Genomic DNA, 23,646 nt, shown 5'->3' with positions numbered 1-23,646 from the left:
TATGAAAAAAATTGATGCGATCATTAAGCCGTTTAAACTGGATGATGTCCGTGAAGCGTTAGCCGAAGTCGGTATTACCGGCATGACGGTGACTGAAGTCAAAGGTTTTGGCCGTCAGAAAGGCCATACCGAACTGTATCGCGGTGCAGAGTATATGGTCGACTTCCTGCCAAAGGTGAAAATCGAGATCGTGGTAGCGGATGATATTGTGGATACCTGCGTAGAAACGATCATGAATACCGCCCAAACCGGCAAGATCGGTGACGGTAAGATTTTTGTCTTTGATGTGGCAAGAGTAGTGCGTATTCGTACCGGTGAGCAAGACGAAGGGGCGATTTAGGTTCTTTTGTTGATATTCCGGGGGTATTGGCATACCTCCGGAATAGATGATATTTACCTTTTCTTCTACGCTTTCTTTATCTCTGGTTTTAACGCTTTTTCGATGGCCTCTTTCAGCGCTCGGTACTCCAGGCTCAAATCAGCAAACATCTGTATGTTGGATGAACTCTAAAAGGGGATAGTACGTTTTACAGGGATACGGACAAAAAGCCCCCAAGGGGCTTTCTATACATAATCACCATTACCACATCAAATCATCAGGCACTTGAAAATCGGCATACGGATCTTCTTCATCCTGTTCTTCCTGACTAAGCGCACTATTTAATACAATACTGTTCGCATCTCGCTGCGCAATTTTATCCGCTACGCTCGCGGGGATAATGGCGTATGTACTCTCGCTACTATTATCAATAACTAAACGTGCAATGGCGAGACGACCACTAATCAGCTGAGCTTGAGTAATCTTATCCACAGTTATTTTTTTAATTACATTATTATCTGTGAAGTTAAAACCAATATCGCCTTTTGAAATGTCGATTCTGTTCATTTCAATCAGCTGTTTCACCTGAGCTTTATATTCTTTAGATAAAGCCTCTTGTTTTTGTTGTTCGCTTAGCTGTTTATCACGCTCAAGCTGTGCTTTTTTATTTTCTTCCACAGCTTCTCTTGCCTCACGGGCTTGAACTCGTGATTTTTTAGCCGTTCTTTGCACTTTGGCCATTTTTTTGTTGGTTACTAATCCAGCTTTTAGCATCTGCTCTTGTAAGGTGAGTTTTGTCATCTTCGTTTCTAAACCAGTTGAATAATTTGTGGGATTATACCTGTAATTTTTGAGGCTGTACCAGATTGCAGGACTTATCACGGTGTGGTTTGAGTTTAGGAGCTACCTAAGTCATGCGGCATTTATTGACCGGACACAAATAGTAGCATCAAGTTATCAACGGATATTTTTATAACACCGCCAGAATTTCTGGCGGTGTTATAAAGGTAAAATGCCTATTTCATCTTTTTATAACAAATAGCAAACGTTTGCGTAAAAACCTTTATTTGGGTCTATTTAACAAGATGAAAACATATTACACTGAGGTCACGTTGTATTGAGTTTCACCTTATACCAGTTGATTAGCTTATTTCAGGAGATGCAGATGTTAAAGCGAGACATGAACATTGCCGATTATGATGCCGAACTGTGGCAGGCCATACAAAAAGAAGATGTTCGTCAGGAAGAGCATATTGAGTTGATTGCATCAGAGAACTATACCAGTCCACGTGTAATGCAGGCTCAAGGTACCCAATTAACTAATAAGTATGCAGAAGGGTATCCGGGTAAGCGTTATTATGGCGGCTGTGAGTATGTCGATATTGTTGAGCAGCTAGCCATTGACCGTGCTAAAGCGTTGTTTGGCGCCGATTATGCCAACGTACAACCTCATTCAGGTTCTCAGGCCAACTCTGCCGTTTATATGGCGTTATTAAATCCGGGCGATACTGTACTGGGAATGAATCTGGCTCACGGTGGTCACTTGACTCATGGCTCTCCAGTAAACTTCTCCGGTAAGTTATACAACATCGTGCCTTACGGTATTGATGAAAGCGGCCAAATTGATTATGAAGATTTAGCCCGTCAGGCTGAAACCCATAAACCAAAAATGATTATCGGTGGTTTCTCCGCCTATTCTGGCATCGTTGACTGGGCTAAAATGCGTGAGATTGCCGATCGTATCGGTGCGTATTTCTTTGTTGATATGGCCCACGTTGCTGGTTTAATCGCTGCTGGCGTTTATCCTAACCCGGTTCCTCATGCTCACGTCGTGACGACAACCACTCATAAAACTCTGGCTGGCCCTCGCGGTGGTTTGATTTTGGCAAGCGGTGGTGATGAAGAGCTGTATAAGAAGCTGAACTCAGCGGTATTCCCTGGTGGTCAGGGCGGTCCGTTAATGCACGTGATTGCAGCAAAAGCCGTAGCGTTAAAAGAGGCGATGGAGCCTGAGTTTAAATCCTACCAGCAGCAGGTTGCTAAGAATGCTAAAGCCATGGTAGAAGTCTTTAAATCTCGCGGTTATAAGATCGTTTCCGGCGGCACTGACAACCACCTGATGCTATTGGATCTGGTTGATAAAGATATTACCGGTAAAGATGCGGATGCTGCACTGGGTCGTGCGAACATTACCGTGAACAAAAACAGCGTACCAAACGACCCGAGAAGCCCGTTTGTTACTTCCGGCGTACGTATTGGTACTCCAGCAGTTACCCGCCGTGGCTTTAAAGAAGCCGAAGTTCGCGAACTGGCAGGCTGGATTTGTGATGTGCTGGATAACATCAACGATGAAGCGACGATCGCTGGTGTGAAAGCGAAAGTACTGGATATTTGTAAGCGCTATCCGGTTTACGCGTAGTTTTTCAGTTGTTGTTAACAATAAACCACCGTCTGGTACGGTGGTTTATTGCATATTATGGTATGGCCTATATGCTTTAGGTTGCGAATTTCCCTTCGTTTAATTATGTTGAGGCGATTCACCATTCAGATACATCCAAATAGGAGGATAGTGTGAAGAAACATAATCCAGGCTTCGAACAACTGTGTGAAGCAGCCCGCAAGAATGTTCATGAAGTCAGTATCCAACAGGTTAAAGAGATGATGGATAATGGTTCCATTCCATTAGTCATTGATGTGCGTGAAGAGAGTGAGTTTGCCAAAGATCACCTGCCAGAGGCGAAGCACATAGGTCGGGGTGTTCTGGAAAGAGATATTGAAACCCATGTCCCGGATAAAAAAACGCCGATGGTATTATACTGTGGTGGTGGCTATCGCTCAGCGTTGGCGGCGGAAAGCATTCAGAAAATGGGTTATACCGCTGTGCTTTCCATGGATGGTGGATACCGTTCCTGGAACGAAGCTAATTTTCCATTAGTTAAAAAATAATTTCTAGCAACCGAATTATCATGACGTTAATCTGCCGAACAATATTGATTGTTATGTGCCTGATAAGTCCATTGGCCGGGGCACATCCGCATAGTTTTATCGATCTGGATGCCAGTCTGGTGATTGAAAATAAGTCGCTGACAGGCATTAAAATGATCTGGGAAATGGATGAGCTAACCTCGGCTGAATTACTGCTGGATGCTTCGATGGCAAAGGACAATCCCAATGTTTGGCAAAGTATGGCGGACGAACTGATAGAGAACACGCGTAATCAGCTCTATTTCACTGAAGTTCGCGCCAACGGTAGGTTGGTTGAATTTGCTGAAAAGACTAACAATTATTCTCTGCATCGGCACGGTAATAAAGCGGTGCTTACCTTTGTATTACCGATGGCTAAGCCCATTCCGCTGGCAAAAAACGCGGTTGTCATTTCAACCTATGAACAAAGTTACTATGTCGATATGCGTTACCCTTCCGAGAAATCAATTCATTTGCCAACCAATGTGGCTGAAATATGCAGCATCAAGTTAAATACCCCTAAACCCAGCTCATCTCTGCTGGACTATGCGCGTTCGTTAGATAAGAACAACTCACCGGGTGAGGATATGATGTTAGGCAGCAAGTTTGCGCAAACTATAACGTTAACATGCCAGTAATGGGGTCATTTATGCAGTCGGAAAAACGCGGGTGGCGCTATTTTTGGCCTTTCTATCTCAGCGTTGTGGTTTTACTACTGATTGCCGCAGTGGTTTATGTCAAATGGCCTGACTTCCTGCTGCAAAGCTCCGTTTGGCAAAAAGAGTTGCATCAGCAACTGGTTAATTTATTACAGCAGGTCAAACAACATCCGTTGGAAAGTGGCGGTATGTTGATGTTATTCAGCTTTATTTATGGCGTGTTGCATTCTGCCGGTCCGGGACACGGAAAAGTGATTATTGCGGCTTATTTGGCAACGCATCCTCTGAAGGTGAGAGCTAGCCTGATGCTGACGCTGGCGGCATCGTTGGTACAAGGGCTGGTGGCTATTTTGTTGGTCAGTTCAGTGTTATCCGTGTTTCAGCTTTCGACTCGTTCAATACACCAGAGTAGCTTTTGGATGGAGAAGGGAAGCTATCTGCTGATTGTGCTGGTCGGCATCATCTTATGTTATCGAGCAGTTAGAAAACTGCTGACGATAGTCAAAACCAGTCGGAAAAGGCCCACAATACAGATTAAGTCGTTAATGCCGTTGCCAGCCGATCATGTTCATAGCGACAGCTGTGGCTGTGGTCATCGGCATTTACCGACGGACAGTGAACTTTCCGCTTCCGGTAGTTGGAAAACCAATCTGGCGATTATTGTTTCTATCGGTATACGTCCCTGTTCTGGAGCAATACTGGTGTTATTGTTTTCTAAAGTCATCGATATCTATAGCTGGGGTATGGTTGCTGCGATGGTGATGGCATTGGGAACTGCGACCACAATATCGCTGTTGGCTCTGTTTGTGCTCTCTGCCAGACGACTGGCAGAAAAGCTGATTTCAGCGGCTAATTATCCTATTTGGAGTAGAGTAGGATTATCTTCCCTTTCGTTAGTGGGGGGCGCGCTGTTGATTCTATTTGGTCTGATTCTCTACTATGCTGCGACACCGGCCGCTTCTGGCGGATTACGCTTTATGGCGGGGTAATCTGCTGTAACCTTAGGAATACTCGATGAAAACTCTTTATGCCCATCGGGGCATGTCATCCTTAGCACCGGAAAATACGCTATCGGCCTTTAAATTATGCGTCGATCATCAGGTTCACTGGTTTGAGTGTGATATTGATATCCTGCATGACGGCACCATCGTGGTTTCTCATGATTCAACCTTGGATCGTTGTACCGATCGCTCGGGTTCATTGTTTGAACTTAAGCGACAAGCGTTGGATTCCATCGATGCCGGTAGTTGGTTCAGCGATGAATTTATTGGTGAGCGAATTCCTACGTTGGACCAACTGATTGATCTGATGAATCAATATCGTTTGAACGCCAATATTGAGATTAAGTCCTGCGATTCAAACGCCGATGCAGCCCGCGACCTTCTATCTGGTTTGGATAAGGCTCTGGAAGGGTTAGATAGTCAGGTTGAATATATTATTTCCAGCTTTAACCCGATGTTATTAGCGGAGTTTAAAAAGATTCGGCCACAAGCACGGGTAGCCTGTCTGTTTGAAACCCATACCTTAAACGATGACTGGCATGTGATTATGCAGTGGGTAGGTGCTGAATTTATCCACCCGCAGAATCAGGGCTTAACCCGTGAACAGGTGCAGATGTTTAAAGCGCACGGCTATAAAGTTAACGTTTGGACGGTGAATGCCAAAGATCGGGCCAACCAGCTATTTAACTGGGGCGTTGATGGGATCTTTACTGATGTGGCTCAGAGTTTTCCCAAAGGGCGGCGGATGGTTGGTAAAGGTGGGGCAAAATAATTTGTCTGGTTGATATTTCAGAGGAAAAATTACGCACGGAGAGCGGCTAAAAAACGTGTCTAACGGGGAAGGATATTGCCAGCAGCTTGATTTCTATCGGGTAATATATCAATTATATTACCCGATAGTATTAAGATTAACGTTTTAACGCATCACTTAAGTCATCACGAATCGTTGACAGCAGCGCTTTCACTACTCGTGGGTTACCTGCAACAATGTTGCCGGAAACGTATGAGTTATGACCACCGACGAAATCGGTAACGATACCACCTGATTCACGCACCAGTAGTTCACCGGCAGCAAAATCCCACGGCTTCAGGCCAATCTCAAAGAAGCCATCAACGCGGCCAGCTGCAACATAGGCTAAATCCAATGCGGCAGAACCGGTACGACGGAAATCGGCGCACTGGGTAAACAGTTTACCGACCAGATTGATATAGGTCGTCGAGTGTTGCTTAAGCTTGAATGGGAAACCTGTAGCCAGAATGGTGCCTGACAGATCTTTGGCATTGGTGCCGCGCAAGCGATAGCCATTTAACTGTGCACCTTGACCACGGGTCGCGGTAAACAGTTCATTGCGCATTGGATCGTAAACCACAGCAACTTCAGTACGGCCTTTGATGCGTACAGCAATAGAGACACTGAAGTGAGGAAAACGTTTTAGGAAGTTGGTGGTGCCATCTAGTGGATCGATAACCCATTGTACATCTTGGTCTTCCCCGACAACTTCACCGCGTTCTTCGCTGATGATGGTGTGTTGAGGATATGCCTTGCGGATCACATCAATAATTAAATGTTCAGCTTCACGATCGACGTTAGTCACAAAATCGTTATCGCCTTTTTGGCTTGCTTCAACGGCGTCAGGTGTTTCATAAAACTTGGCGATCAGATTGCCAGCCTTACGCGCAGCGCGTACGGCGATGTTCAGCATAGGATGCATGAGTATCTTCCACTAAATGTTAAAGAACGAGAGAAATATAAAGCGGGGCGCAGTATACCAGATAATCGGTTGTGATAGCTACGAAGAAATAATAAACCTTTGCGACACTCTCTCTTTGGCTGTGTTACCATTCTGACCTACAATTTTTAGCACACAGAATTTTGTTCCTATGTCAGAGCTTATATCCGAGAAAGTTGGGTTAGATAACGTCCGTATTGTGTTGGTTGAAACATCGCATACCGGCAATATGGGATCGACGGCCAGAGCCATGAAAACCATGGGGCTGACCAATTTGTATTTGGTCAATCCGCTGGTGAAACCAGACTCGCAGGCGATCGCATTGGCAGCAGGTGCCAGCGACATTATTGGTCATGCCTCTATTGTTGATACCCTCGATGAGGCTTTGGTTGGATGTCGTCTGGTGATTGGTACCAGCGCCCGTTCCCGTACTCTACAGTGGCCGATGCTGGAGCCGCGTGAGTGTGGCGTGAAAATGACGCAAGAAGCACAGCAGGCGCCGGTTGCATTAGTATTTGGCCGTGAGCGAGTTGGCCTGACCAATGATGAACTGCAAAAGTGTCACTATCACGTCGCGATTCCTGCTAATCCGGATTACAGTTCATTAAATCTGGCAATGGCGGTACAAATTCTGGCTTATGAAATCCGCGTGGCGTGGCTCGACCGACAGGTAGAAAGTCAACCTGTGCCGGAGCTTGCTGAGCCGGAGCAGGCTTATCCGTTAGCGGAAGATCTGGAGCGTTTTTATCAGCATCTGCAAACGGTATTGCTCAATATTGGCTTTATCCGCGCAGCTCATCCAGGGCAGGTTATGAATAAGCTACGCCGCTTAATTAACCGCGCTCGCCCGGAAAGTCAGGAATTAAATATTCTGCGGGGCATTTTAAGCGCTATAGAAAATCCCGATATAAGAAATAGGGATAAATAATCCTCTATTAACGCCTTTTCAATTGTTACAATTCGCGCGACAATAGTCGCGCCTCAGCGTTGATGGTATTAGGCTAATCGTCGTTTTTCCGTCGTTTTAGCGAGCAGAATAATACTTGACTAAATTACTCAACTAAATAGTTGACTGAAATAGTTGGGAATGCCAAACTATCTGCATCTTCAGTAAATAGATAGGCATTAACAATGAGACTGACATCTAAAGGTCGTTATGCGGTAACCGCCATGTTGGACGTGGCTTTGCATTCACAAGAAGGACCGGTTCCCTTAGCTGATATTTCAGAACGTCAGGGGATTTCTTTGTCTTATCTTGAGCAACTATTTTCCCGTTTGCGCAAGAATGGTTTAGTCAGCAGCGTTCGTGGCCCCGGCGGCGGATATCTGTTGGGTAAGGATGCCGGTGATATTGCGGTGGGTTCAGTGATCAGTGCTGTCGATGAATCAGTCGATGCGACCCGTTGTATGGGGAGTGGTGGATGCCAAGGCGGAACCCGTTGTTTGACTCACACTTTATGGCACGATCTTAGCGAAAGAATCAGCAGTTTTCTCAATGAAATCACGCTGGCTGAGCTGGTGAAAAATCAAGACATACTCGAAGTAGCCGACCGTCAAAATAACGAGACTCAAGGTACGGTTACCAATACTCATCGCATGTTCGATGAGGCAAAAAAGATCAATCTGCGCGCGTAATCCGCAGTGATGATTGCATTTTTTAGAAGTGGTGTACGGAGCAAAGCATGAAATTACCTATCTATCTGGACTATTCAGCAACAACACCGGTCGATCCGCGTGTGGCTGAGAAAATGATGCAGTATTTAACCTCCGATGGCATTTTCGGTAACCCGGCCTCTCGTTCGCACCGTTTTGGGTGGCAGGCGGAAGAAGCGGTTGATATTGCCCGTAACCAGATTGCTGAATTAGTCGGTGCCGATCCACGTGAGATCGTCTTTACTTCTGGCGCAACAGAAGCGGATAACTTGGCGATTAAAGGTGCCGCTAACTTTTACCAAAAGAAAGGCAAGCACATTATTACCAGCAAGACCGAGCATAAAGCGGTGCTGGATACCTGTCGTCAGTTAGAGCGCGAAGGCTACGAAGTCACTTATCTGTCACCGCAATCTAACGGCATTATTGATTTAGGCGAGCTTGAAGCCGCCATGCGTGATGATACCTGTGTGGTTTCTATCATGCATGTGAATAACGAAATTGGCGTGGTACAGGATATTGCTACCATTGGTGAAATGTGCCGTAGCCGCGGTATTATTTTCCACGTCGATGCCACTCAAAGCGTTGGTAAACTGCCGATTGATTTGTCGCAGCTTAAAGTGGATTTAATGTCTTTCTCCGGCCATAAAATTTATGGACCGAAAGGTATCGGTGCACTGTACGTTCGCCGTAAACCTCGTATCAGAATTGAAGCTCAAATGCACGGTGGTGGTCATGAGCGCGGTATGCGTTCAGGCACTTTGCCAGTGCACCAAATCGCCGGTATGGGTGAAGCCTATCGTATTGCCAAAGAAGAGATGAATTCTGAAATGACTCGTATTCGGGCATTGCGGGATCGCCTGTGGAATGGTCTAAAAGATATCGAAGAAGTTCATCTGAATGGCTGTCTGGAGCAGGGCGTTGCCAGCATTCTCAACATTAGTTTTAACTATGTTGAAGGTGAATCTTTAATGATGGCACTGAAAGACTTGGCTGTTTCTTCAGGTTCAGCCTGTACTTCTGCAAGTCTTGAACCTTCTTATGTATTACGTGCTCTGGGCATGAGTGATGAATTGGCGCATAGCTCGATTCGTTTCTCTCTGGGTCGTTTTACTACCGAAGAGGAAATTGACTACACCATCGATTTGGTTCGTAAATCGATTGGTCGACTGCGTGAATTATCTCCTCTGTGGGATATGTATAAGCAGGGTGTGGATATCAGCACCATTGAGTGGTCTCATCATTAATTGATTTGATATTGCGCCATATTTGATGGCGCAGTGACAAGCAGGAGTAATATCATGGCTTACAGCGAAAAAGTTATTGAACATTATGAGAATCCTCGTAATGTCGGGTCGTTTGATAATGAAGACCCAAGCATTGGCAGCGGTATGGTGGGTGCACCAGCGTGTGGCGATGTGATGAAGTTGCAGATAAAAGTCAACGATCAAGGTATTATTGAAGACGCCCGTTTTAAAACTTACGGTTGCGGCTCGGCTATTGCATCCAGTTCACTGGTGACCGAGTGGGTTAAAGGTAAGTCTTTAGATCAGGCTGAAGCGATTAAAAATACTGAAATTGCAGAAGAACTGGCGCTACCGCCGGTTAAGATTCACTGCTCTATTCTGGCCGAAGATGCGATTAAAGCTGCTATTGCGGATTACAAAAGTAAACATAGCGGCAAATAAGAAATAAAACGATTGAGGTTTGGTTATGGCGATTACCATGAGCGATAGTGCTGCGAAGCGTGTTCAGACTTTTTTAACCAACCGGGGTAAAGGTTTAGGCCTGCGTCTGGGAGTAAGAACGTCAGGATGCTCTGGAATGGCGTACGTTCTTGAGTTTGTCGACGACCTGCACGATGAAGATACCGTGTTTGAAGACAAAGGCGTAAAGGTTATCGTTGATGCCAAAAGTCTGGTTTATTTAGACGGCACCGAACTGGATTTTGTTAAAGAAGGTCTGAACGAAGGGTTTAAGTTTAATAACCCGAATGTTTCCAGTGAATGTGGTTGTGGCGAAAGTTTTAACGTCTAGTCGCTTTCGTAGCCTGATTTTTATCATTTAGATACAGCATTCGAAACTTTGACTTTGCATAAACGCTCCCTTGCTTATGATGTTGGTAAGGGAGCTTTCGCCTAACGATTATCACCAGAGCACGTCATGGACTATTTCACACTATTTAACCTGCCAGTCCACTTTAATGTGGATACCTCAACACTCTCCTCCCGTTATCAGGAATTACAGCGTCAGTACCATCCGGATCGTTATGCCACCGCCGCGGAAAGCGAGCGCCTTAAATCAGTACAGCAGGCAGCAACGATTAACGACGCATATCAAACATTGAAAGATCCTCTGCGTCGTGCAGAATACCTGCTGTCGTTGCATGACATCGATGTGCGTAATGAACAACAAACCATGCGCGATACTGCTTTTTTGATGGAACAGCTGGAACTGCGTGAGGAGTTGGACGCTATCGAGCGCAAGCCTGACGCGGAATCTGTACTGTCTGCCTTTAGCCAACGAGTAGAAAAAATGACCCGGCAGCGCAGTGAGCAGTTAATTCAACAATTAGATAGCCAGAACTGGCAGACAGCGGCTGATACAGTCCGTAAACTGCGCTTTCTGGATAAGCTTCAACAGCAGATCGAACAGCTGGAAGAAAAGCTGCTCGACGCTTGACGGAAACTGAACATGGCTTTATTACAAATTAGTGAACCGGGGATGACTGCGGCACCGCATCAGCGTCGGCTGGCTGCGGGTATCGATCTGGGAACCACTAACTCTTTGGTCGCAACAGTTCGCAGTGGACAGGCCGAAACGTTACCTGATGAACAGGGGCGCCATTTACTTCCTTCCGTGGTTCACTATCAGACAGATGGTATCGATGTGGGTTGGAACGCGCGAGCTCAGGCCGCCGTTGATCCTGCAAATACCTTGAGTTCGGTCAAACGGATGATGGGGCGCTCTTTAGACGACATCATTCAGCGTTACCCTAATTTGCCTTATCAGCTCAGCCCTAGCGAGAATGGTTTACCGACCATCACGACCCGCGTTGGCGTGGTGAATCCGGTTCAGGTTTCAGCCGAAATTCTTTCTGCTCTGGCTAAGCGAGCTCAGGAGACCCTGAGTGGTGACTTGGAAGGGGTGGTGATTACCGTTCCCGCCTATTTTGATGATGCCCAGCGTCAGGGAACAAAAGATGCCGCTCGCCTTGCCGGTTTGCATGTATTACGTCTGCTGAACGAACCGACAGCCGCCGCGATTGCCTACGGTTTGGATTCAGGTCAGGAAGGCATTATTGCCGTTTATGATCTGGGCGGCGGTACCTTTGATATTTCTATTTTACGTTTGAGCCGCGGTGTGTTTGAAGTTCTGGCTACCGGCGGTGATTCAGCGCTTGGTGGTGATGATTTCGACCATCTGTTGGCCGACTGGTTACGTGAGCAGGCCGGATTCGGTGCTCATCACGACCATCAATTACAGCGCAAGCTGCTTGATGCCGCGATTGCCGCGAAAATTGCCCTCAGTATGAGCGATAGCACCCAGGTGAGCGTTGATGGCTGGCAGGGAACGGTCAGCCGTGAACAGTTCGACAGTTTGATTGCTTCTCTGGTGAAAAAGACGCTGCTTGCCTGTCGTCGCGCCCTGAAAGATGCCGGTGTTACGGCAGATGAAGTGCTGGAAGTGGTCATGGTTGGGGGATCGACTCGTGTCCCGCTAGTGCGTACTATGGTCGGTGAGTTTTTTGGCCGTACGCCGTTAACCAGTATTGACCCTGACCGCGTTGTGGCCATTGGTGCCGCTATTCAAGCTGATGTGCTGGTGGGCAATAAGCCCGATTCAGATCTTCTGCTGCTTGATGTTATTCCGCTTTCGCTGGGGATTGAAACTATGGGCGGGTTAGTGGAAAAAATTATTCCGCGAAACACCACCATACCGGTAGCCAGAGCACAAGAATTTACCACTTTTAAAGATGGTCAGACCGCCATGATGGTGCACGTATTGCAGGGCGAGCGTGAGCTGGTGGATGATTGCCGCTCTTTGGCTCGTTTTACTTTACGCGGTCTGCCGCCGATGCCAGCTGGTGGCGCACATATTCGCATTACCTATCAGGTGGATGCAGATGGCTTACTCAGCGTCACGGCGATGGAAAAATCCACCAACGTACAGGCATCCATACAGGTGAAACCGTCTTATGGCCTGAGTGATGATGAAATTGCCACCATGATTAAAGACTCCATGGCGAATGCGCAACAGGATATCAGCGCTCGTATGTTGGCTGAGCAGAAGGTTGAAGCCGCACGCGTATTGGAGAGCCTGAAGGCTGCGTTAAGCAGCGACAGCGATTTATTAAGTGGAGCTGAACTGGCAGAGATTAATCGTGTCGTCAGTCAACTGGAAACGTCCGCGCAAGGCAACGATGCTTCGGCCATTGAAGCTGCGATTAAAAATGTCGATTCTGCCACGCAAGATTTTGCCGCCCGCCGTATGGATTCCTCTATACGCAGCGCTTTGGCGGGTCATTCTGTAGATGAGGTTTAAGCATGCCTAAGATAGTTTTCCTGCCCCACCAGGATTTGTGTCCGGATGGTGCGGTTGTTGAAGCAAAAGAAGGTGAAACCATACTGGATGTCGCATTACGTAACGGTATTGAAGTGGAGCACGCCTGTGAAATGTCCTGTGCTTGCACCACCTGCCATTGCGTTGTGCGCGAAGGTTTTGATTCCCTCGAAGAAAGCAGTGAATTAGAAGATGACATGCTGGATAAAGCCTGGGGGCTGGAGCCGGAAAGTCGTTTAAGCTGTCAGGCTAAAGTGACCGATGAAGATCTGGTGGTTGAACTACCTCGCTATACGGTTAACCATGCGCGCGAGCATTAATTCAAATAACAGGGGCATTGTATGAGTTTAACCTGGAAAGACAGCCGTGAAATTGGTGAAGCCTTGTACGATCAATTTCCCGATCTGGATCCTAAAACCGTGCGTTTTACCGACTTACATCGTTGGGTTTGCGAACTTGAAGAGTTTGATGACGATCCGAATGGCTCTAATGAGAAAATTCTGGAAGCCATTCTGTTAGTCTGGCTGGATGAAGCCGAATAATGTTGTTTAGCAGGGCCGCCGTTGGGCGGCCCTGCTTTATTGTTTTATACCTGAAAATTGAGTGAGTTGGGGTATAAATATAAAAATAGCGGGAGCAATAATCATGACTAATCAATTTATGCGAGTATATCTGTCCCATGAACCTGCCGATGCGGTTTGGGGTGAGAAAGCCTTGTTGAGTACTGCCAATGATGGCATGACGATTCACCTGACCGGTAACGGCAAACTGGGTGCTATTCAGCGCGCTGGCCGCAAGATCGATGGTCAGGGGATTAAAAATGTTAAGTTGGCTGGTGAAGGTTGGGATTTAGAACGCAGTTGGAGTTTCTGGCAAGGGTTTCGCGGACCTAAAGGTGAGCGGAAGGTTGAGTGGGCCGCACTGGAACAGGCCGACCAACAGGAGTTAGAACGCCGCTTACAGATTATCGACTGGGTTCGTGACACCATTAATATGCCAGCGGAAGAGCTGGGGCCAGAGCAATTGGTTAAGCGTACGGTGGATCTATTCTGTAGCTTGTCGTGCGACACGGTTAGCTATCGCATCATAAAAGGTGAAACACTGCGTGAGCAGGGCTATATGGGGCTTTATACCGTTGGTCGTGGCTCGGAGCGTGAACCGGCATTGTTGACGCTGGACTATAACCCAACCGGCAATCCTGATGCGCCAGTATTCGCCAGTCTGGTCGGCAAAGGTATTACCTTTGACTCCGGTGGTTACAGTATGAAGCAAAGTGCATTTATGGACTCTATGAAGTCCGATATGGGCGGCGCGGCAACCATCGCCGGTGCGCTGGCATTAGCGATTAGCCGTGGTTTAAAACAGCGGGTAAAACTGTTCTTATGCTGTGCCGATAACCTGGTGAGCGGTAATGCCTTTAAGCTAGGTGATATTATTCGTTATCGCAACGGTAAAACCGTAGAAGTGATGAATACCGATGCAGAAGGGCGGTTGGTGTTAGCGGATGGCTTGATTGATGCTGAAGCGCAAAACCCACAAATGATCATCGACTGCGCAACATTGACTGGGGCGGCTAAAATGGCGCTGGGCAATGACTATCACGCACTGTTTAGCTTTGACGATCAATTAGCTGATGAAATGCTGGCCTGTGCAGGTAATGAAAATGAGCCATTCTGGCGTTTACCGTTGGCAGAGTTTCACCGCAGTCAATTGCCTTCTAATTTCGCTGAACTCAATAATATGGCGGGTGCGGCATATACCGCGGGTGCCAGCACTGCGGCAGCTTTCTTGTCTCACTTTGTTAACAACTACCAGAAAGGGTGGTTACACATTGACTGTTCAGCAACCTATCGCAAAGGTGCGGTTGAGCAATGGTCGGCTGGAGCAACGGGGTTAGGAGTACGGGCGGTAGCTAATCTATTGTTGAATCATTCCCGGTAATTCGATGTTATATATTTAAAACTAAGCGGATTACCCTATGATCGGGTTATCCGCTTTATTTTTTATTATTGCTTATCATATGGGCTGGAAGTGGTAAACGAAGATTGCAATATCGGCTGGGATATTTCTGGCAACTTTACCTGACTCTCCCTGAAAAAGACCATTTTTTAACCCACTCATTTCTCTGTACTATTTTATCTTGCTGGTTGGTAGCTTGTTAACCACTGTTGCCATAATTTATCGGTAGCTTCATCAAATGGCTGAAGAGAGGTTAATCCGAAAACCAGTAGCTGCTGTTGATTATTGACAGCAAATACCGCTTGTCGTTGGTAAATATTTTGGTTGCGCTGACTATCTTTCCAGGTGCTGTAAAGGGCTATTGCTTTGATATCAGCGCCTATTGTGACGTCTTTCTGCTCTAATACTTGGTATTGTGCTATTGCATTTTGCAGTAGCTTTATCTGTTTATCGAGGAAACTATTCAGTTCTTCGTTTATCTGCATCGTATCGCGTGACACAGTAAAATTTAATTGATTATTATTGGTGTCTTGAAATATAAAGTTATTGATCGTTCTATCTATAATATTATTGGGTAAAGTAAACTGACCTTCATTAATAATATAATCTACCATGTATTTATTCCCTTATTTTTCCGTGAATGAATTTTTCTTTAATGACATCCGTGAGTAACTGTTTTTTATAAAAGCCATTGATTTTTATTTGTTTTTTAACATGACGTGATAAAGGGTGAAAGTGAAATTTATTAAAATAAGTTATTCCCTGGGTAAGCGAGCTTGTTGGTTTATTTATTTTTAATAATGGATTATTTTTATTTACTTAAGCTGTTTTGAAAAATGGTTGTTATTTCGGCTTTAGTCTAAAGGTGGACATATTCGTATGGCGCTTATGATATGGCCTATGGCTATCAAAAGGCCTGTTTTGAGCGTGCCGATATGAATTAAACGGACTCTAAGGTTTTTTTTACGATGAAAGGGTGTTTTTTAAGCCTTGATAATGTTCTTATTAACGGCTTAGTGTAGTATTTAGTGGATGTTTTTAAATCGTATAGCGGCTAAAATAGCTTAATATTTATTCCAATTATTTCAGAGAGAATCGCTTATGCGTCAGGGAAGTTCTGATTTTTGGGGGTTAAAGGGTCTACTTTTAGCCTCATGTCTTGGATTTGCATCTTTACCACTTTATGCGGCACCGGCTTCGAACGGTCAGGCACCTCAAACTAATGAACAATTAGCCGCCCGTTATGCTGGTAAGGCATTCACTATTCTGGATGCATCGGAAGTACAACTGGACGGAGCCAGCGCGATGGTGGTGACGTTTTCTATTCCGGTTGCGGCCAACCAAAATTTCTCATCGCTACTGAATTTAATCGATGAAAGTAGCGGTAAGGTTGATGGGGCATGGGAGCTTTCTGACAATATGATGGAACTGCGCCTGCGTCATCTGGAGCCTGCGCGTAAACTGATTCTTAACGTTGATAAAAATCTACTTGGTGTAAATGGAACCAAGCTGGATAAAGAGTTAAGCCAAAAGCTGACAACGCGTAATATTGAACCTTCTATTGGTTTTGCCAGCCGCGGTTCGTTATTACCGAGTAAGGTAATTACCGGATTGCCGGTGATCGCCCTTAACGTTAATAAAGTTGACGTTAATTTCTTCCGCATTAAACCTGAATTCCTCTCTTCTTTTTTAGCTGAATGGGAAGGTACCGGTGCCAAAGGGTACTGGGAGTCTCAGCAGTTTTTGAAGAAAACCGATTTAGCTTATACCGGTCGTTTTGACCTGAATCCACAGCGTAATACTCGTGAGCAGGTGTTGCTGCCACTAAACAGTATCAAAGAGCTGCAACAGCCGGGCGTATACGTCGCGATGATGCAGGAAGCCGGTACTTACCAATATAGTAATCCAGTTACGCTGTTCACGTTGAGTGATATTGGTATTTCTTTACACCGTTATCACGATCGTCTGGATGTATTTACCCAAGCCCTGGAAGGCGGTGAAGGCATCTCAGGTGTAAAAGTTGAGCTGTTTGACGAAAAAGGTAACTCATTAACGCAGGCTAAAACATCGTCTGACGGTCATGCTCAACTGATTAAAGATGACAAAGCTAAAATCATGTTGGCCACTAAAGATGGTCAAACCAGCCTGATTGATTTAAGTAAAGCTGCCCTCGACCTGTCCGAGTTTGATATCGCCGGGCCAGAAGGTTATGCCACCCAGTTTTTTGCTTTTGGTCCACGGGATCTCTACCGTCCGGGGGAAACCCTGATTGTTAACGGCCTGCTGCGCGATTCCGACGGCGCAGCATTGCCAGACCAGCCTATTAAAGTGGATGTGCTGAAGCCGGATAATCAGGTAACGCGCAGCTTTGTTTGGCAACCAAAGAAAAATGGTTTCTATCAATTCCAGTACGATATCTCAAATAATGCGCCAACCGGTGAATGGTCATTGCGTTTTAATTTGGGTGATAAACAACCTCGCTTCTATAAATTCAAAGTGGAAGACTTCTTGCCTGAGCGTATGGCGCTGGAGCTGAAGTCCGTTGAGGAGGTGCCAGTTGCACCAACTCAGGAAATCACATTTGATGCTACCGGACGTTATCTTTACGGTGCACCGGCTGCCGGTAACCGCCTACAAGGGCAAATGTTCCTGCGTCCGGCTCGTGACGCCGTAGCTAAACTGCCGGGTTACGAGTTTGGCTCAATTCTGGAGACTAACCTGAGTCGTTCACTGGATGAATTTGATCTTAAGTTAGACGAAGAAGGCTTAACCAGTATTACGGTGCCAAGCGTCTGGAAAGAGAGCAAATCACCGATGAAGGTGATTATCCAGGCTAGCCTGATGGAGTCCGGCGGTCGTCCGGTGACCCGTCGTGCAGAACAGGCTATCTGGCCTGCTGATACTATGCCGGGTATCCGTCCGCTATTTAGTAGAAAAGAAACCTACGATTATAAAACCAATAGCTATAAGCCGCAGTTTACCGTCGATGCCGACAGTTTAGCGGGATTTGATATTGTCTATGCCGATGTGCAAGGCCATAAGCTGGCGGCCAAGGATTTAAACGTGCGTTTAATTCGTGAACGCCGTGATTACTATTGGGAATGGTCATCCAGCGACGGTTGGAGTTCTCGCTACGATCAGAAAGATCTGGTGATCAATCAAGAAACGATCAACATCAATGCCGAGCAGGTAGCGAAAGTCAATTATCTGGTTGAGTGGGGCTCTTATCGGCTTGAGGTAGAAGATCCACACAGCGGGATGATTAGTAGCCTGCGTTTTTGGGCTGGCTATAGCTGGCAAGATAATACCGACGGTACCGGTGCACTGCGTCCGGATCAGGTCAAACTGAAGTTGGATAAACCGGCTTATAAACCGGGTGATAAAGTTAAACTTCACGTTGAAGCGCCAACCGCAGGTAAAGGCTACCTGATGCTGGAGTCGAGTGATGGCCCTCTGTGGTGGAAAGAAATTGAAGTGCCGGTTGGTGGCGCTAATTTCGAGGTGCCAATTAATGAGGAATGGAACCGTCACGATCTTTATCTGAGTGCGTTGGTGGTTCGTCCGGGGGATAAAACCCAACAGGCGACGCCAAAACGTGCGGTAGGTTTATTGCATCTGCCGCTGGTTGATGAAAACCGCAAAATAGCATTAACGCTGGATGCGCCGGATCGTATGCGCCCTAACCAGACGTTAACGGTTAAGGTAAAAGCCTCAGTGAAGGATGGTGAACTGCCGAAATCGATTAATGTACTGATGTCTGCGGTTGATAGTGGCGTATTGAATATTACTAACTTTGTGACGCCAGATCCTTATGAAGCCTTCTTTGGACGTAAGCGCTATAGCGTTGACCAGATGGATATTTACGGTCAATTGATTGAAGGTAAAGGTAAAACGGCAAAACTTAGCTTCGGTGGTGATGGTGAAGACGATGGTCTTTCCCGCGGGGGCAAAAAGCCGGTAACCGTGGTTAAAATTGTGGCACAGCAGGCCATGCCTGTGGTGCTCAATGATAAAGGCGAAGGTGAAATCCAGATGCCGATCCCTGACTTCAATGGTGAGCTGCGTTTAATGGCGCAGGCTTGGAGTGATGAGGAGTTCGGTAGCGCTGAGAGAAAAATCATCGTTGCGGCGCCATTGATTGCTGAACTGTCGATGCCGCGCTTTATTGCCGGCGGTGACCGCAGTATTTTGGCGTTGGATTTAAGCAATCTGACCGATGGCGCTCAAACGTTGGATGTGACGATTGAGACCAAAGGGCTGGTTAAGCTAACCGCTAGTGCTAAACAAAGCGTGAAGCTGACTAAAGGCCAGCGTCAAACGTTAAGTATTCCGATTGAGGCACAGCAGGGCTTTGGTCAGGGGGATATTACCGTTAGGATCAATGGTCTGGTATTGCCTGGTGAACCGACAACCGCTTTTGAGCGTCATTGGACATTGGGTGTTCGACCAGCAACACCAGCGCAAACCAATAGTTATGCTTTGGCACTGCGTTCTGGGCAAAATTGGGTGTTACCACCTGATGCGATGCAAGGTTTGGCCACGCCAACAATTGAAGGCCAAATGTCCTTGACGGCCACGCCGCCATTGAACGTGGCTCAGCATATTCGTGAACTGTTTGCTTATCCGTATGGTTGTTTAGAACAAACCACCAGTGGTTTATTCCCGTCGCTGTACAGTAATCAGGCTCAACTGTCCGCATTGGGTATTAAGAGCGATACCGATGAAGTACGTCGCCACAATATCAATATTGGTATTGAACGTCTGTTGGGTATGCAGAAAGATAATGGCAGCTTCTCTCTGTGGGAGCGTGAAGGCTATGAAGAGTATTGGCTGACGGCTTATGTTACTGACTTCCTGATTCGTGCTCGTGAGCAGGGGTATTCAGTACAGGAAGATGCACTGAAGAAAGCCAATCAGCGTTTGCTGCGTTATCTACAGGATCGCAATCAGATCGACGTGCGTTATACCAACAATAGTGCAGCGACTAATGGTGCTAAGTTTGCGGTACAGGCTTATGCCGGATTGGTGTTGGCGAGCCAGCAGCAGGCTTCATTAGGTGCATTGCGTCAACTGTATGACCGCCGTAGCGAGGCGATGTCCGGATTGCCGTTGGTGCAGCTCGGTATTGCGCTACAACTGATGGGGGATATGCCAAAGGCTGAGCAGGCTATTCAGCAAGGTGTGGCCATGGGTGGCGCGAATCGTAAGGTTTGGTTGGGCGATTACGGCAGTAACTTGCGTGATAACGCGTTAATTTTGTCGCTATTACATGAATATCATCTATTACCTCAACAGCAGGATAGCGCTTTACTGGCATTATCTGATGCACTGTCTTCCACCCGTTATCTGTCAACACAGGAACGTAATTCGGTTTATCTGGCCGGCCGCGATCTGCAAAATCGGCAGTCAGCGGAGTGGGAAGTGAAGGTGTCCGGTGCCGACAGTAAATCTCTGGAAGAAACGAAATCGGTTTCTTATACCTATGATGCTAACCAGTTAGCTAAGGGTATCACGTTGGCGAATACCGGTAGCGTTACGGTATATCCACGCATTGATGTGATGGGTTATCCATTGAAACAACCTGCGCCAATGAGCAATAAATTGCACATTGAGCGTCAGTACCTGAATTTGGATGGTTCTGTTGCGTCGCTGAGTCACGTTGAGAGTGGTCAGTTGCTGGTGGTGCATCTTAACGTTTGGGCTGATGAACCAGTCAATGATGCGTTGGTGGTTGATTTGTTACCGGCAGGGTTTGAGTTGGAAAACCAAAATCTTGGCAGCAGCAGCGCCAGTCTGGGCGATAGCGCCGGTGAGTTGATGTCACTGCAAAGTAAAATGCAGAGCACAGAGATTCAGTATCAGGAATATCGCGACGACCGCTATGTTGCAGCGGTGAAAGTGAACGGCTATAGAAATAGTTCGGCGACTCTGCTTTATTTGGTGCGGGCAGTCACGCCGGGTAGCTATAGCGTACCGGCACCGCAGGTTGAATCGATGTATAAGCCTGAGTGGCATGCGATTGGTTCAACGCCGGCGAAGTTAGAGGTTAAGTAAGGTTGAAATGGGGCGATAGATATCGCCCCTTTATACTTAATCCGTTCAGTTAAATGTATTTATTCCATCTATCCTGTCATTCCAGCGAAAGCCGGAATGACGGTTTTTAGAGGATATGATGTATTTGGTCTTGGTGAGCGTCGGGCCTAGCCTTCCGATGGGAAGCCTGAATATGTCTAGATTGTTATCAATCAAAAGGGCGACTATATGATCGCCCTTTTTAATCGTTCAGATTCACTCTGATAAATGAGTAAATAGAATTGCGTAGTTTATTTTCTCGATTGTTCACATTACGTTTTTGGCGCAGGTTGGCCGTTGTCAGTGTGGCATTGGTTGCTGTGTCAGCGGTAGGCTTATGGTTGGCGGATAAGCTTTGGCCTTTGCCCGATCCGGATGTGCAAATGGCGAAAGTGGTGGTGGCAGAAGACGGTACACCGCTGTGGCGTTTTGCCGATGCTGATGGCGTGTGGCGTTACTCCGTTTCTCTGGATCAGGTTTCGCCGTACTATCTTGAAGCATTACTAACTTATGAAGACCGCTGGTTTTACTCGCATCCCGGTATTAATCCACTCTCTATTGGCCGAGCCGTATGGCAAAACCTGACTAATCAACGGGTCATTTCTGGTGGAAGTACCTTGTCGATGCAGGTTGCCCGTCTGATTGAACCCCATAACAAAACCTTGCTCGGTAAAATGCGCCAGGTTTTTCGAACCCTGCAATTGGAATGGCATTACAGTAAAGATCAGATTCTGACGATTTATATTAATCGGGCGCCTTATGGTGGAACGCTTCAGGGGATTGGCGCGGCCAGTTGGGCCTATCTGGATAAACCGCCGTCTGAATTAACCCGTGCTGAAGCGGCTTTGTTAGCGGTTTTGCCTCAGGCACCAAGTCGCTTACGGCCGGATCGCTATCCTGATCGAGCGCAAGAGGCCAGAGATAAAGTACTGGATCGCCTGGAAGAGTTTGGCGTCTGGAGTCATGAGCGGGTTAGCGATATTAAACAGGAAACGGTATGGCTGGCAGAACGGCAAGCTCCTCAGTTAGCTCCGTTGTTGGCTCGTCGTTTATTGGCTGAAAGTTCATCTGATGTGATTCATACCACGATTGATGCCGCGTTGCAGCGGCGGCTGGAAGATATGGTGATGGGCTGGAAAAGTCAGTTGCCACCCAGTACATCAATGGGGATTCTAGTGGTTGAGCACTCAACCATGGCAGTAAAAGCCTATATTGGCTCTGCCGATTTCAATGATAAAAGCCGTTTTGGTCACGTTGATATGATTACCGCTTGGCGTTCTCCGGGCTCAACGCTGAAGCCTTTTGCCTATGGCATGGCACTGGATGATGGCCTGATTCATGCGGAATCACTGTTGCAGGATGTTCCACGTCAGTTTGGTGACTATCGCCCGGGCAATTTTGATACCGGATTTAGTGGGCCGGTCAGTGCTTCGGATGCTTTGGTTCGTTCCCTGAATTTACCGGCGGTTCAAGTTTTGGAGGCCTACGGGCCTAAACGATTTACCGGTAATATGCGTAATGCAGGTATCGTGCTGCGTTTTCCTCTCAACAGCGATCCCAATTTATCGCTGATTTTGGGAGGAACCGGTATGCGGATGGATCAATTGGTGAGTGGTTATAGTGCTTTTGTTCGTCAGGGTAAAGTGGCGGCATTGCGTTATCGGCCAGAAGATCCGCTTATCGAACGGCAACTGATTTCCCGTGGAGCCGCATGGATTGTTCGACGTACTTTGGCCGGAGAAGCACGTCCGGTGCCGGATAATCAAATTTCCGATATTACTCCGTTGGCATGGAAAACCGGTACCAGCTACGGTTACCGTGATGCGTGGACCATTGGTATGAATGGCGGTTATTTGATTGGTATTTGGGTAGGGCGTCCGGATGGGACTCCGGTTGCAGGGCAGTTCGGCTATGCTACCGCGGTACCTATTTTGCATCAGATTAATCACTTATTGATTAATCGTAATAGTCAGACCATACAAAATTGGCCGAAAGATCCACGTCCACCGACGGTCAGTAGAGCGGTAATTTGCTGGCCTCAGGGGCAGAGTTTACCCGCCGGCGATCCTAACTGCCGTCAGCGTCGTCAGGCATGGATTTTAGACGGCACCATTCCGCCAACATTGCCTTCTATCGGGCAGGATACCGGAATAGGTGGTTGGCTCAATCTTTGGGTTAATGAGCAGGGGAAACGGGTTGCATCGGATTGCCATGGTGCGATAAGTAAGCGGCTGGCTTTGTGGCCGATCGCGCTGGAAACTTGGCTGCCGTTATCTGAACGCCGGGCGAGCCGGCTGCCGACAAGGGACGAAACCTGCCCACCAATTGGCTATGATACCAGCCCGCCATTATTGATATTGGGGTTGAAAGAAGGCGCAATTCTTAAAAAACTGCCGGGAACTCAATCTCTCGATCTGCGTTTAGATACTCAGGGTGGGCGAGGTAAGCGTTGGTGGTTTATCAATGGTGAAACGCTGATGGAAACGGAAGCAGATCAACCGATGGTGAAAACCCTCACGTCATCTGGTCGATATCAGATTAGCGTACTGGATGAGAGTGGGCAGGTCAGCAGCGTTAGCTTTATTCTTGATTAATTATCTACGGTTAACGTTGTTTAGCGGCTCGATCTTATGATTGGGCCGCGCTGTTTTCAGTAATATTATAGTGCGATCAATCTTGTACGAACTGGTTATTTTTTAGCACAATTTTTAGTGTAAATGCGGGCTTTA

General features: G+C 46.9%; 21 protein-coding genes. 18 read left to right on the top strand and 3 right to left on the bottom strand.

Going from position 1 to position 23,646, the window contains the following annotated elements:
• Position 1 precedes the first annotated feature (1 nt).
• Positions 2–340 (top strand): nitrogen regulatory protein P-II, encoded by a 339-nt coding sequence (gene glnB / locus BMZ28_RS11880; protein ID WP_047781730.1) that lies wholly within the window; start codon positions 2–4, stop codon positions 338–340.
• 240 nt (positions 341–580) lie between these two features.
• Here glnB and BMZ28_RS11875 read toward each other — a convergent pair whose 3' ends face one another.
• The gene (locus BMZ28_RS11875) at positions 581–1,120 is read right to left on the bottom strand and encodes a DUF2058 domain-containing protein (RefSeq protein ID WP_047781729.1); all 540 of its coding nucleotides are present in this window, start codon (positions 1,118–1,120) and stop codon (positions 581–583) included.
• A 364-nt stretch (positions 1,121–1,484) separates the two neighbouring features.
• Between BMZ28_RS11875 and glyA the strand changes: the two genes are divergently transcribed.
• From glyA to BMZ28_RS11850, 5 genes are all read left to right on the top strand, one after another.
• The gene (glyA, locus tag BMZ28_RS11870; RefSeq protein WP_074823456.1) at positions 1,485–2,738 is read left to right on the top strand and encodes a serine hydroxymethyltransferase; all 1,254 of its coding nucleotides are present in this window, start codon (positions 1,485–1,487) and stop codon (positions 2,736–2,738) included.
• 152 nt (positions 2,739–2,890) lie between these two features.
• The gene (locus BMZ28_RS11865; RefSeq protein ID WP_047781727.1) at positions 2,891–3,265 is read left to right on the top strand and encodes a rhodanese-like domain-containing protein; all 375 of its coding nucleotides are present in this window, start codon (positions 2,891–2,893) and stop codon (positions 3,263–3,265) included.
• A gap of 20 nt (positions 3,266–3,285) precedes the next feature.
• On the top strand, positions 3,286–3,921 hold the full coding sequence (locus BMZ28_RS11860) for a DUF1007 family protein (protein WP_074823452.1): 636 nt from the start codon (positions 3,286–3,288) through the stop codon (positions 3,919–3,921).
• An 11-nt stretch (positions 3,922–3,932) separates the two neighbouring features.
• The gene (locus BMZ28_RS11855; protein WP_248296103.1) at positions 3,933–4,931 is read left to right on the top strand and encodes a nickel/cobalt transporter; all 999 of its coding nucleotides are present in this window, start codon (positions 3,933–3,935) and stop codon (positions 4,929–4,931) included.
• 25 nt (positions 4,932–4,956) lie between these two features.
• Positions 4,957–5,715: a glycerophosphodiester phosphodiesterase family protein gene (locus BMZ28_RS11850; RefSeq protein WP_074823445.1), complete on the top strand. Its 759-nt coding sequence runs from the start codon at positions 4,957–4,959 to the stop codon at positions 5,713–5,715.
• A gap of 136 nt (positions 5,716–5,851) precedes the next feature.
• Here BMZ28_RS11850 and suhB read toward each other — a convergent pair whose 3' ends face one another.
• Positions 5,852–6,655, bottom strand: a complete 804-nt coding sequence (suhB, locus tag BMZ28_RS11845; RefSeq protein ID WP_074823443.1) for an inositol-1-monophosphatase — start codon at positions 6,653–6,655, stop codon at positions 5,852–5,854.
• A 169-nt stretch (positions 6,656–6,824) separates the two neighbouring features.
• On the opposite strand from suhB, the gene trmJ reads away from it, so the two are divergent.
• The 10 genes from trmJ (at position 6,825) to pepB (ending at position 14,827) form a co-directional block, all read left to right on the top strand.
• Positions 6,825–7,601, top strand: coding sequence for a tRNA (cytosine(32)/uridine(32)-2'-O)-methyltransferase TrmJ (trmJ, locus tag BMZ28_RS11840; RefSeq protein WP_074823440.1), 777 nt, complete (start codon positions 6,825–6,827; stop codon positions 7,599–7,601).
• A 203-nt stretch (positions 7,602–7,804) separates the two neighbouring features.
• Positions 7,805–8,308: a Fe-S cluster assembly transcriptional regulator IscR gene (gene iscR, locus BMZ28_RS11835; RefSeq protein WP_047781721.1), complete on the top strand. Its 504-nt coding sequence runs from the start codon at positions 7,805–7,807 to the stop codon at positions 8,306–8,308.
• A 47-nt stretch (positions 8,309–8,355) separates the two neighbouring features.
• Positions 8,356–9,570 carry an IscS subfamily cysteine desulfurase gene (locus tag BMZ28_RS11830; RefSeq protein ID WP_047781720.1) on the top strand — a complete coding sequence of 405 codons (1,215 nt, stop codon included), beginning with the start codon at positions 8,356–8,358 and terminating at the stop codon, positions 9,568–9,570.
• 54 nt (positions 9,571–9,624) lie between these two features.
• Complete coding sequence (gene iscU / locus BMZ28_RS11825) at positions 9,625–10,011, top strand: Fe-S cluster assembly scaffold IscU (protein WP_047781719.1); 387 nt, start codon at positions 9,625–9,627, stop codon at positions 10,009–10,011.
• Between the two features lie 25 nt (positions 10,012–10,036).
• On the top strand, positions 10,037–10,360 hold the full coding sequence (gene iscA, locus BMZ28_RS11820; RefSeq protein ID WP_047781718.1) for an iron-sulfur cluster assembly protein IscA: 324 nt from the start codon (positions 10,037–10,039) through the stop codon (positions 10,358–10,360).
• Positions 10,361–10,486: 126 nt separating this feature from the next.
• A complete protein-coding gene (hscB, locus tag BMZ28_RS11815; protein WP_074823437.1) occupies positions 10,487–11,005 on the top strand; it encodes a co-chaperone HscB in 519 nt (172 codons plus the stop codon).
• Between the two features lie 12 nt (positions 11,006–11,017).
• The gene (hscA, locus tag BMZ28_RS11810; protein WP_074823435.1) at positions 11,018–12,868 is read left to right on the top strand and encodes a Fe-S protein assembly chaperone HscA; all 1,851 of its coding nucleotides are present in this window, start codon (positions 11,018–11,020) and stop codon (positions 12,866–12,868) included.
• A 2-nt stretch (positions 12,869–12,870) separates the two neighbouring features.
• The gene (gene fdx / locus BMZ28_RS11805) at positions 12,871–13,206 is read left to right on the top strand and encodes an ISC system 2Fe-2S type ferredoxin (RefSeq protein WP_047781715.1); all 336 of its coding nucleotides are present in this window, start codon (positions 12,871–12,873) and stop codon (positions 13,204–13,206) included.
• Between the two features lie 21 nt (positions 13,207–13,227).
• The gene (gene iscX, locus BMZ28_RS11800; RefSeq protein ID WP_074823432.1) at positions 13,228–13,428 is read left to right on the top strand and encodes a Fe-S cluster assembly protein IscX; all 201 of its coding nucleotides are present in this window, start codon (positions 13,228–13,230) and stop codon (positions 13,426–13,428) included.
• Between the two features lie 103 nt (positions 13,429–13,531).
• Positions 13,532–14,827: an aminopeptidase PepB gene (gene pepB, locus BMZ28_RS11795; protein WP_074823429.1), complete on the top strand. Its 1,296-nt coding sequence runs from the start codon at positions 13,532–13,534 to the stop codon at positions 14,825–14,827.
• Positions 14,828–15,021: 194 nt separating this feature from the next.
• Here the strand turns inward: pepB and BMZ28_RS11790 are convergent, their stop codons facing one another.
• Entirely contained in the window at positions 15,022–15,459 is a 438-nt protein-coding gene (locus BMZ28_RS11790) for a DcrB-related protein (protein WP_074823426.1), read from the bottom strand.
• Positions 15,460–15,946: 487 nt separating this feature from the next.
• On the opposite strand from BMZ28_RS11790, the gene BMZ28_RS11785 reads away from it, so the two are divergent.
• Entirely contained in the window at positions 15,947–20,899 is a 4,953-nt protein-coding gene (locus tag BMZ28_RS11785; protein ID WP_074823421.1) for an alpha-2-macroglobulin family protein, read from the top strand.
• 260 nt (positions 20,900–21,159) lie between these two features.
• The gene (pbpC, locus tag BMZ28_RS11780; RefSeq protein WP_074823419.1) at positions 21,160–23,511 is read left to right on the top strand and encodes a peptidoglycan glycosyltransferase PbpC; all 2,352 of its coding nucleotides are present in this window, start codon (positions 21,160–21,162) and stop codon (positions 23,509–23,511) included.
• Positions 23,512–23,646: the final 135 nt, after the last annotated feature.

The sequence above is a fragment of the Pragia fontium DSM 5563 = ATCC 49100 genome (assembly GCF_900112475.1).
Lineage (GTDB): Bacteria > Pseudomonadota > Gammaproteobacteria > Enterobacterales > Enterobacteriaceae > Pragia > Pragia fontium.
The sequence above is the reverse complement of the archived record's forward strand: the minus strand, read 5'-3'. Positions and strand labels throughout refer to the sequence as shown.

Coding starts and splice junctions, on each gene's coding strand:
- glnB (WP_047781730.1), top strand. CDS start 2: ATGAAAAAAATTGATGCGATCATTAAGCCGTTTAAACTGGATGATGTC.
- BMZ28_RS11875 (WP_047781729.1), bottom strand. CDS start 1,120: ATGACAAAACTCACCTTACAAGAGCAGATGCTAAAAGCTGGATTAGTA.
- glyA (WP_074823456.1), top strand. CDS start 1,485: ATGTTAAAGCGAGACATGAACATTGCCGATTATGATGCCGAACTGTGG.
- BMZ28_RS11860 (WP_074823452.1), top strand. CDS start 3,286: ATGACGTTAATCTGCCGAACAATATTGATTGTTATGTGCCTGATAAGT.
- BMZ28_RS11855 (WP_248296103.1), top strand. CDS start 3,933: ATGCAGTCGGAAAAACGCGGGTGGCGCTATTTTTGGCCTTTCTATCTC.
- BMZ28_RS11850 (WP_074823445.1), top strand. CDS start 4,957: ATGAAAACTCTTTATGCCCATCGGGGCATGTCATCCTTAGCACCGGAA.
- suhB (WP_074823443.1), bottom strand. CDS start 6,655: ATGCATCCTATGCTGAACATCGCCGTACGCGCTGCGCGTAAGGCTGGC.
- trmJ (WP_074823440.1), top strand. CDS start 6,825: ATGTCAGAGCTTATATCCGAGAAAGTTGGGTTAGATAACGTCCGTATT.
- iscR (WP_047781721.1), top strand. CDS start 7,805: ATGAGACTGACATCTAAAGGTCGTTATGCGGTAACCGCCATGTTGGAC.
- BMZ28_RS11830 (WP_047781720.1), top strand. CDS start 8,356: ATGAAATTACCTATCTATCTGGACTATTCAGCAACAACACCGGTCGAT.
- iscU (WP_047781719.1), top strand. CDS start 9,625: ATGGCTTACAGCGAAAAAGTTATTGAACATTATGAGAATCCTCGTAAT.
- iscA (WP_047781718.1), top strand. CDS start 10,037: ATGGCGATTACCATGAGCGATAGTGCTGCGAAGCGTGTTCAGACTTTT.
- hscB (WP_074823437.1), top strand. CDS start 10,487: ATGGACTATTTCACACTATTTAACCTGCCAGTCCACTTTAATGTGGAT.
- hscA (WP_074823435.1), top strand. CDS start 11,018: ATGGCTTTATTACAAATTAGTGAACCGGGGATGACTGCGGCACCGCAT.
- fdx (WP_047781715.1), top strand. CDS start 12,871: ATGCCTAAGATAGTTTTCCTGCCCCACCAGGATTTGTGTCCGGATGGT.
- iscX (WP_074823432.1), top strand. CDS start 13,228: ATGAGTTTAACCTGGAAAGACAGCCGTGAAATTGGTGAAGCCTTGTAC.
- pepB (WP_074823429.1), top strand. CDS start 13,532: ATGACTAATCAATTTATGCGAGTATATCTGTCCCATGAACCTGCCGAT.
- BMZ28_RS11790 (WP_074823426.1), bottom strand. CDS start 15,459: ATGGTAGATTATATTATTAATGAAGGTCAGTTTACTTTACCCAATAAT.
- BMZ28_RS11785 (WP_074823421.1), top strand. CDS start 15,947: ATGCGTCAGGGAAGTTCTGATTTTTGGGGGTTAAAGGGTCTACTTTTA.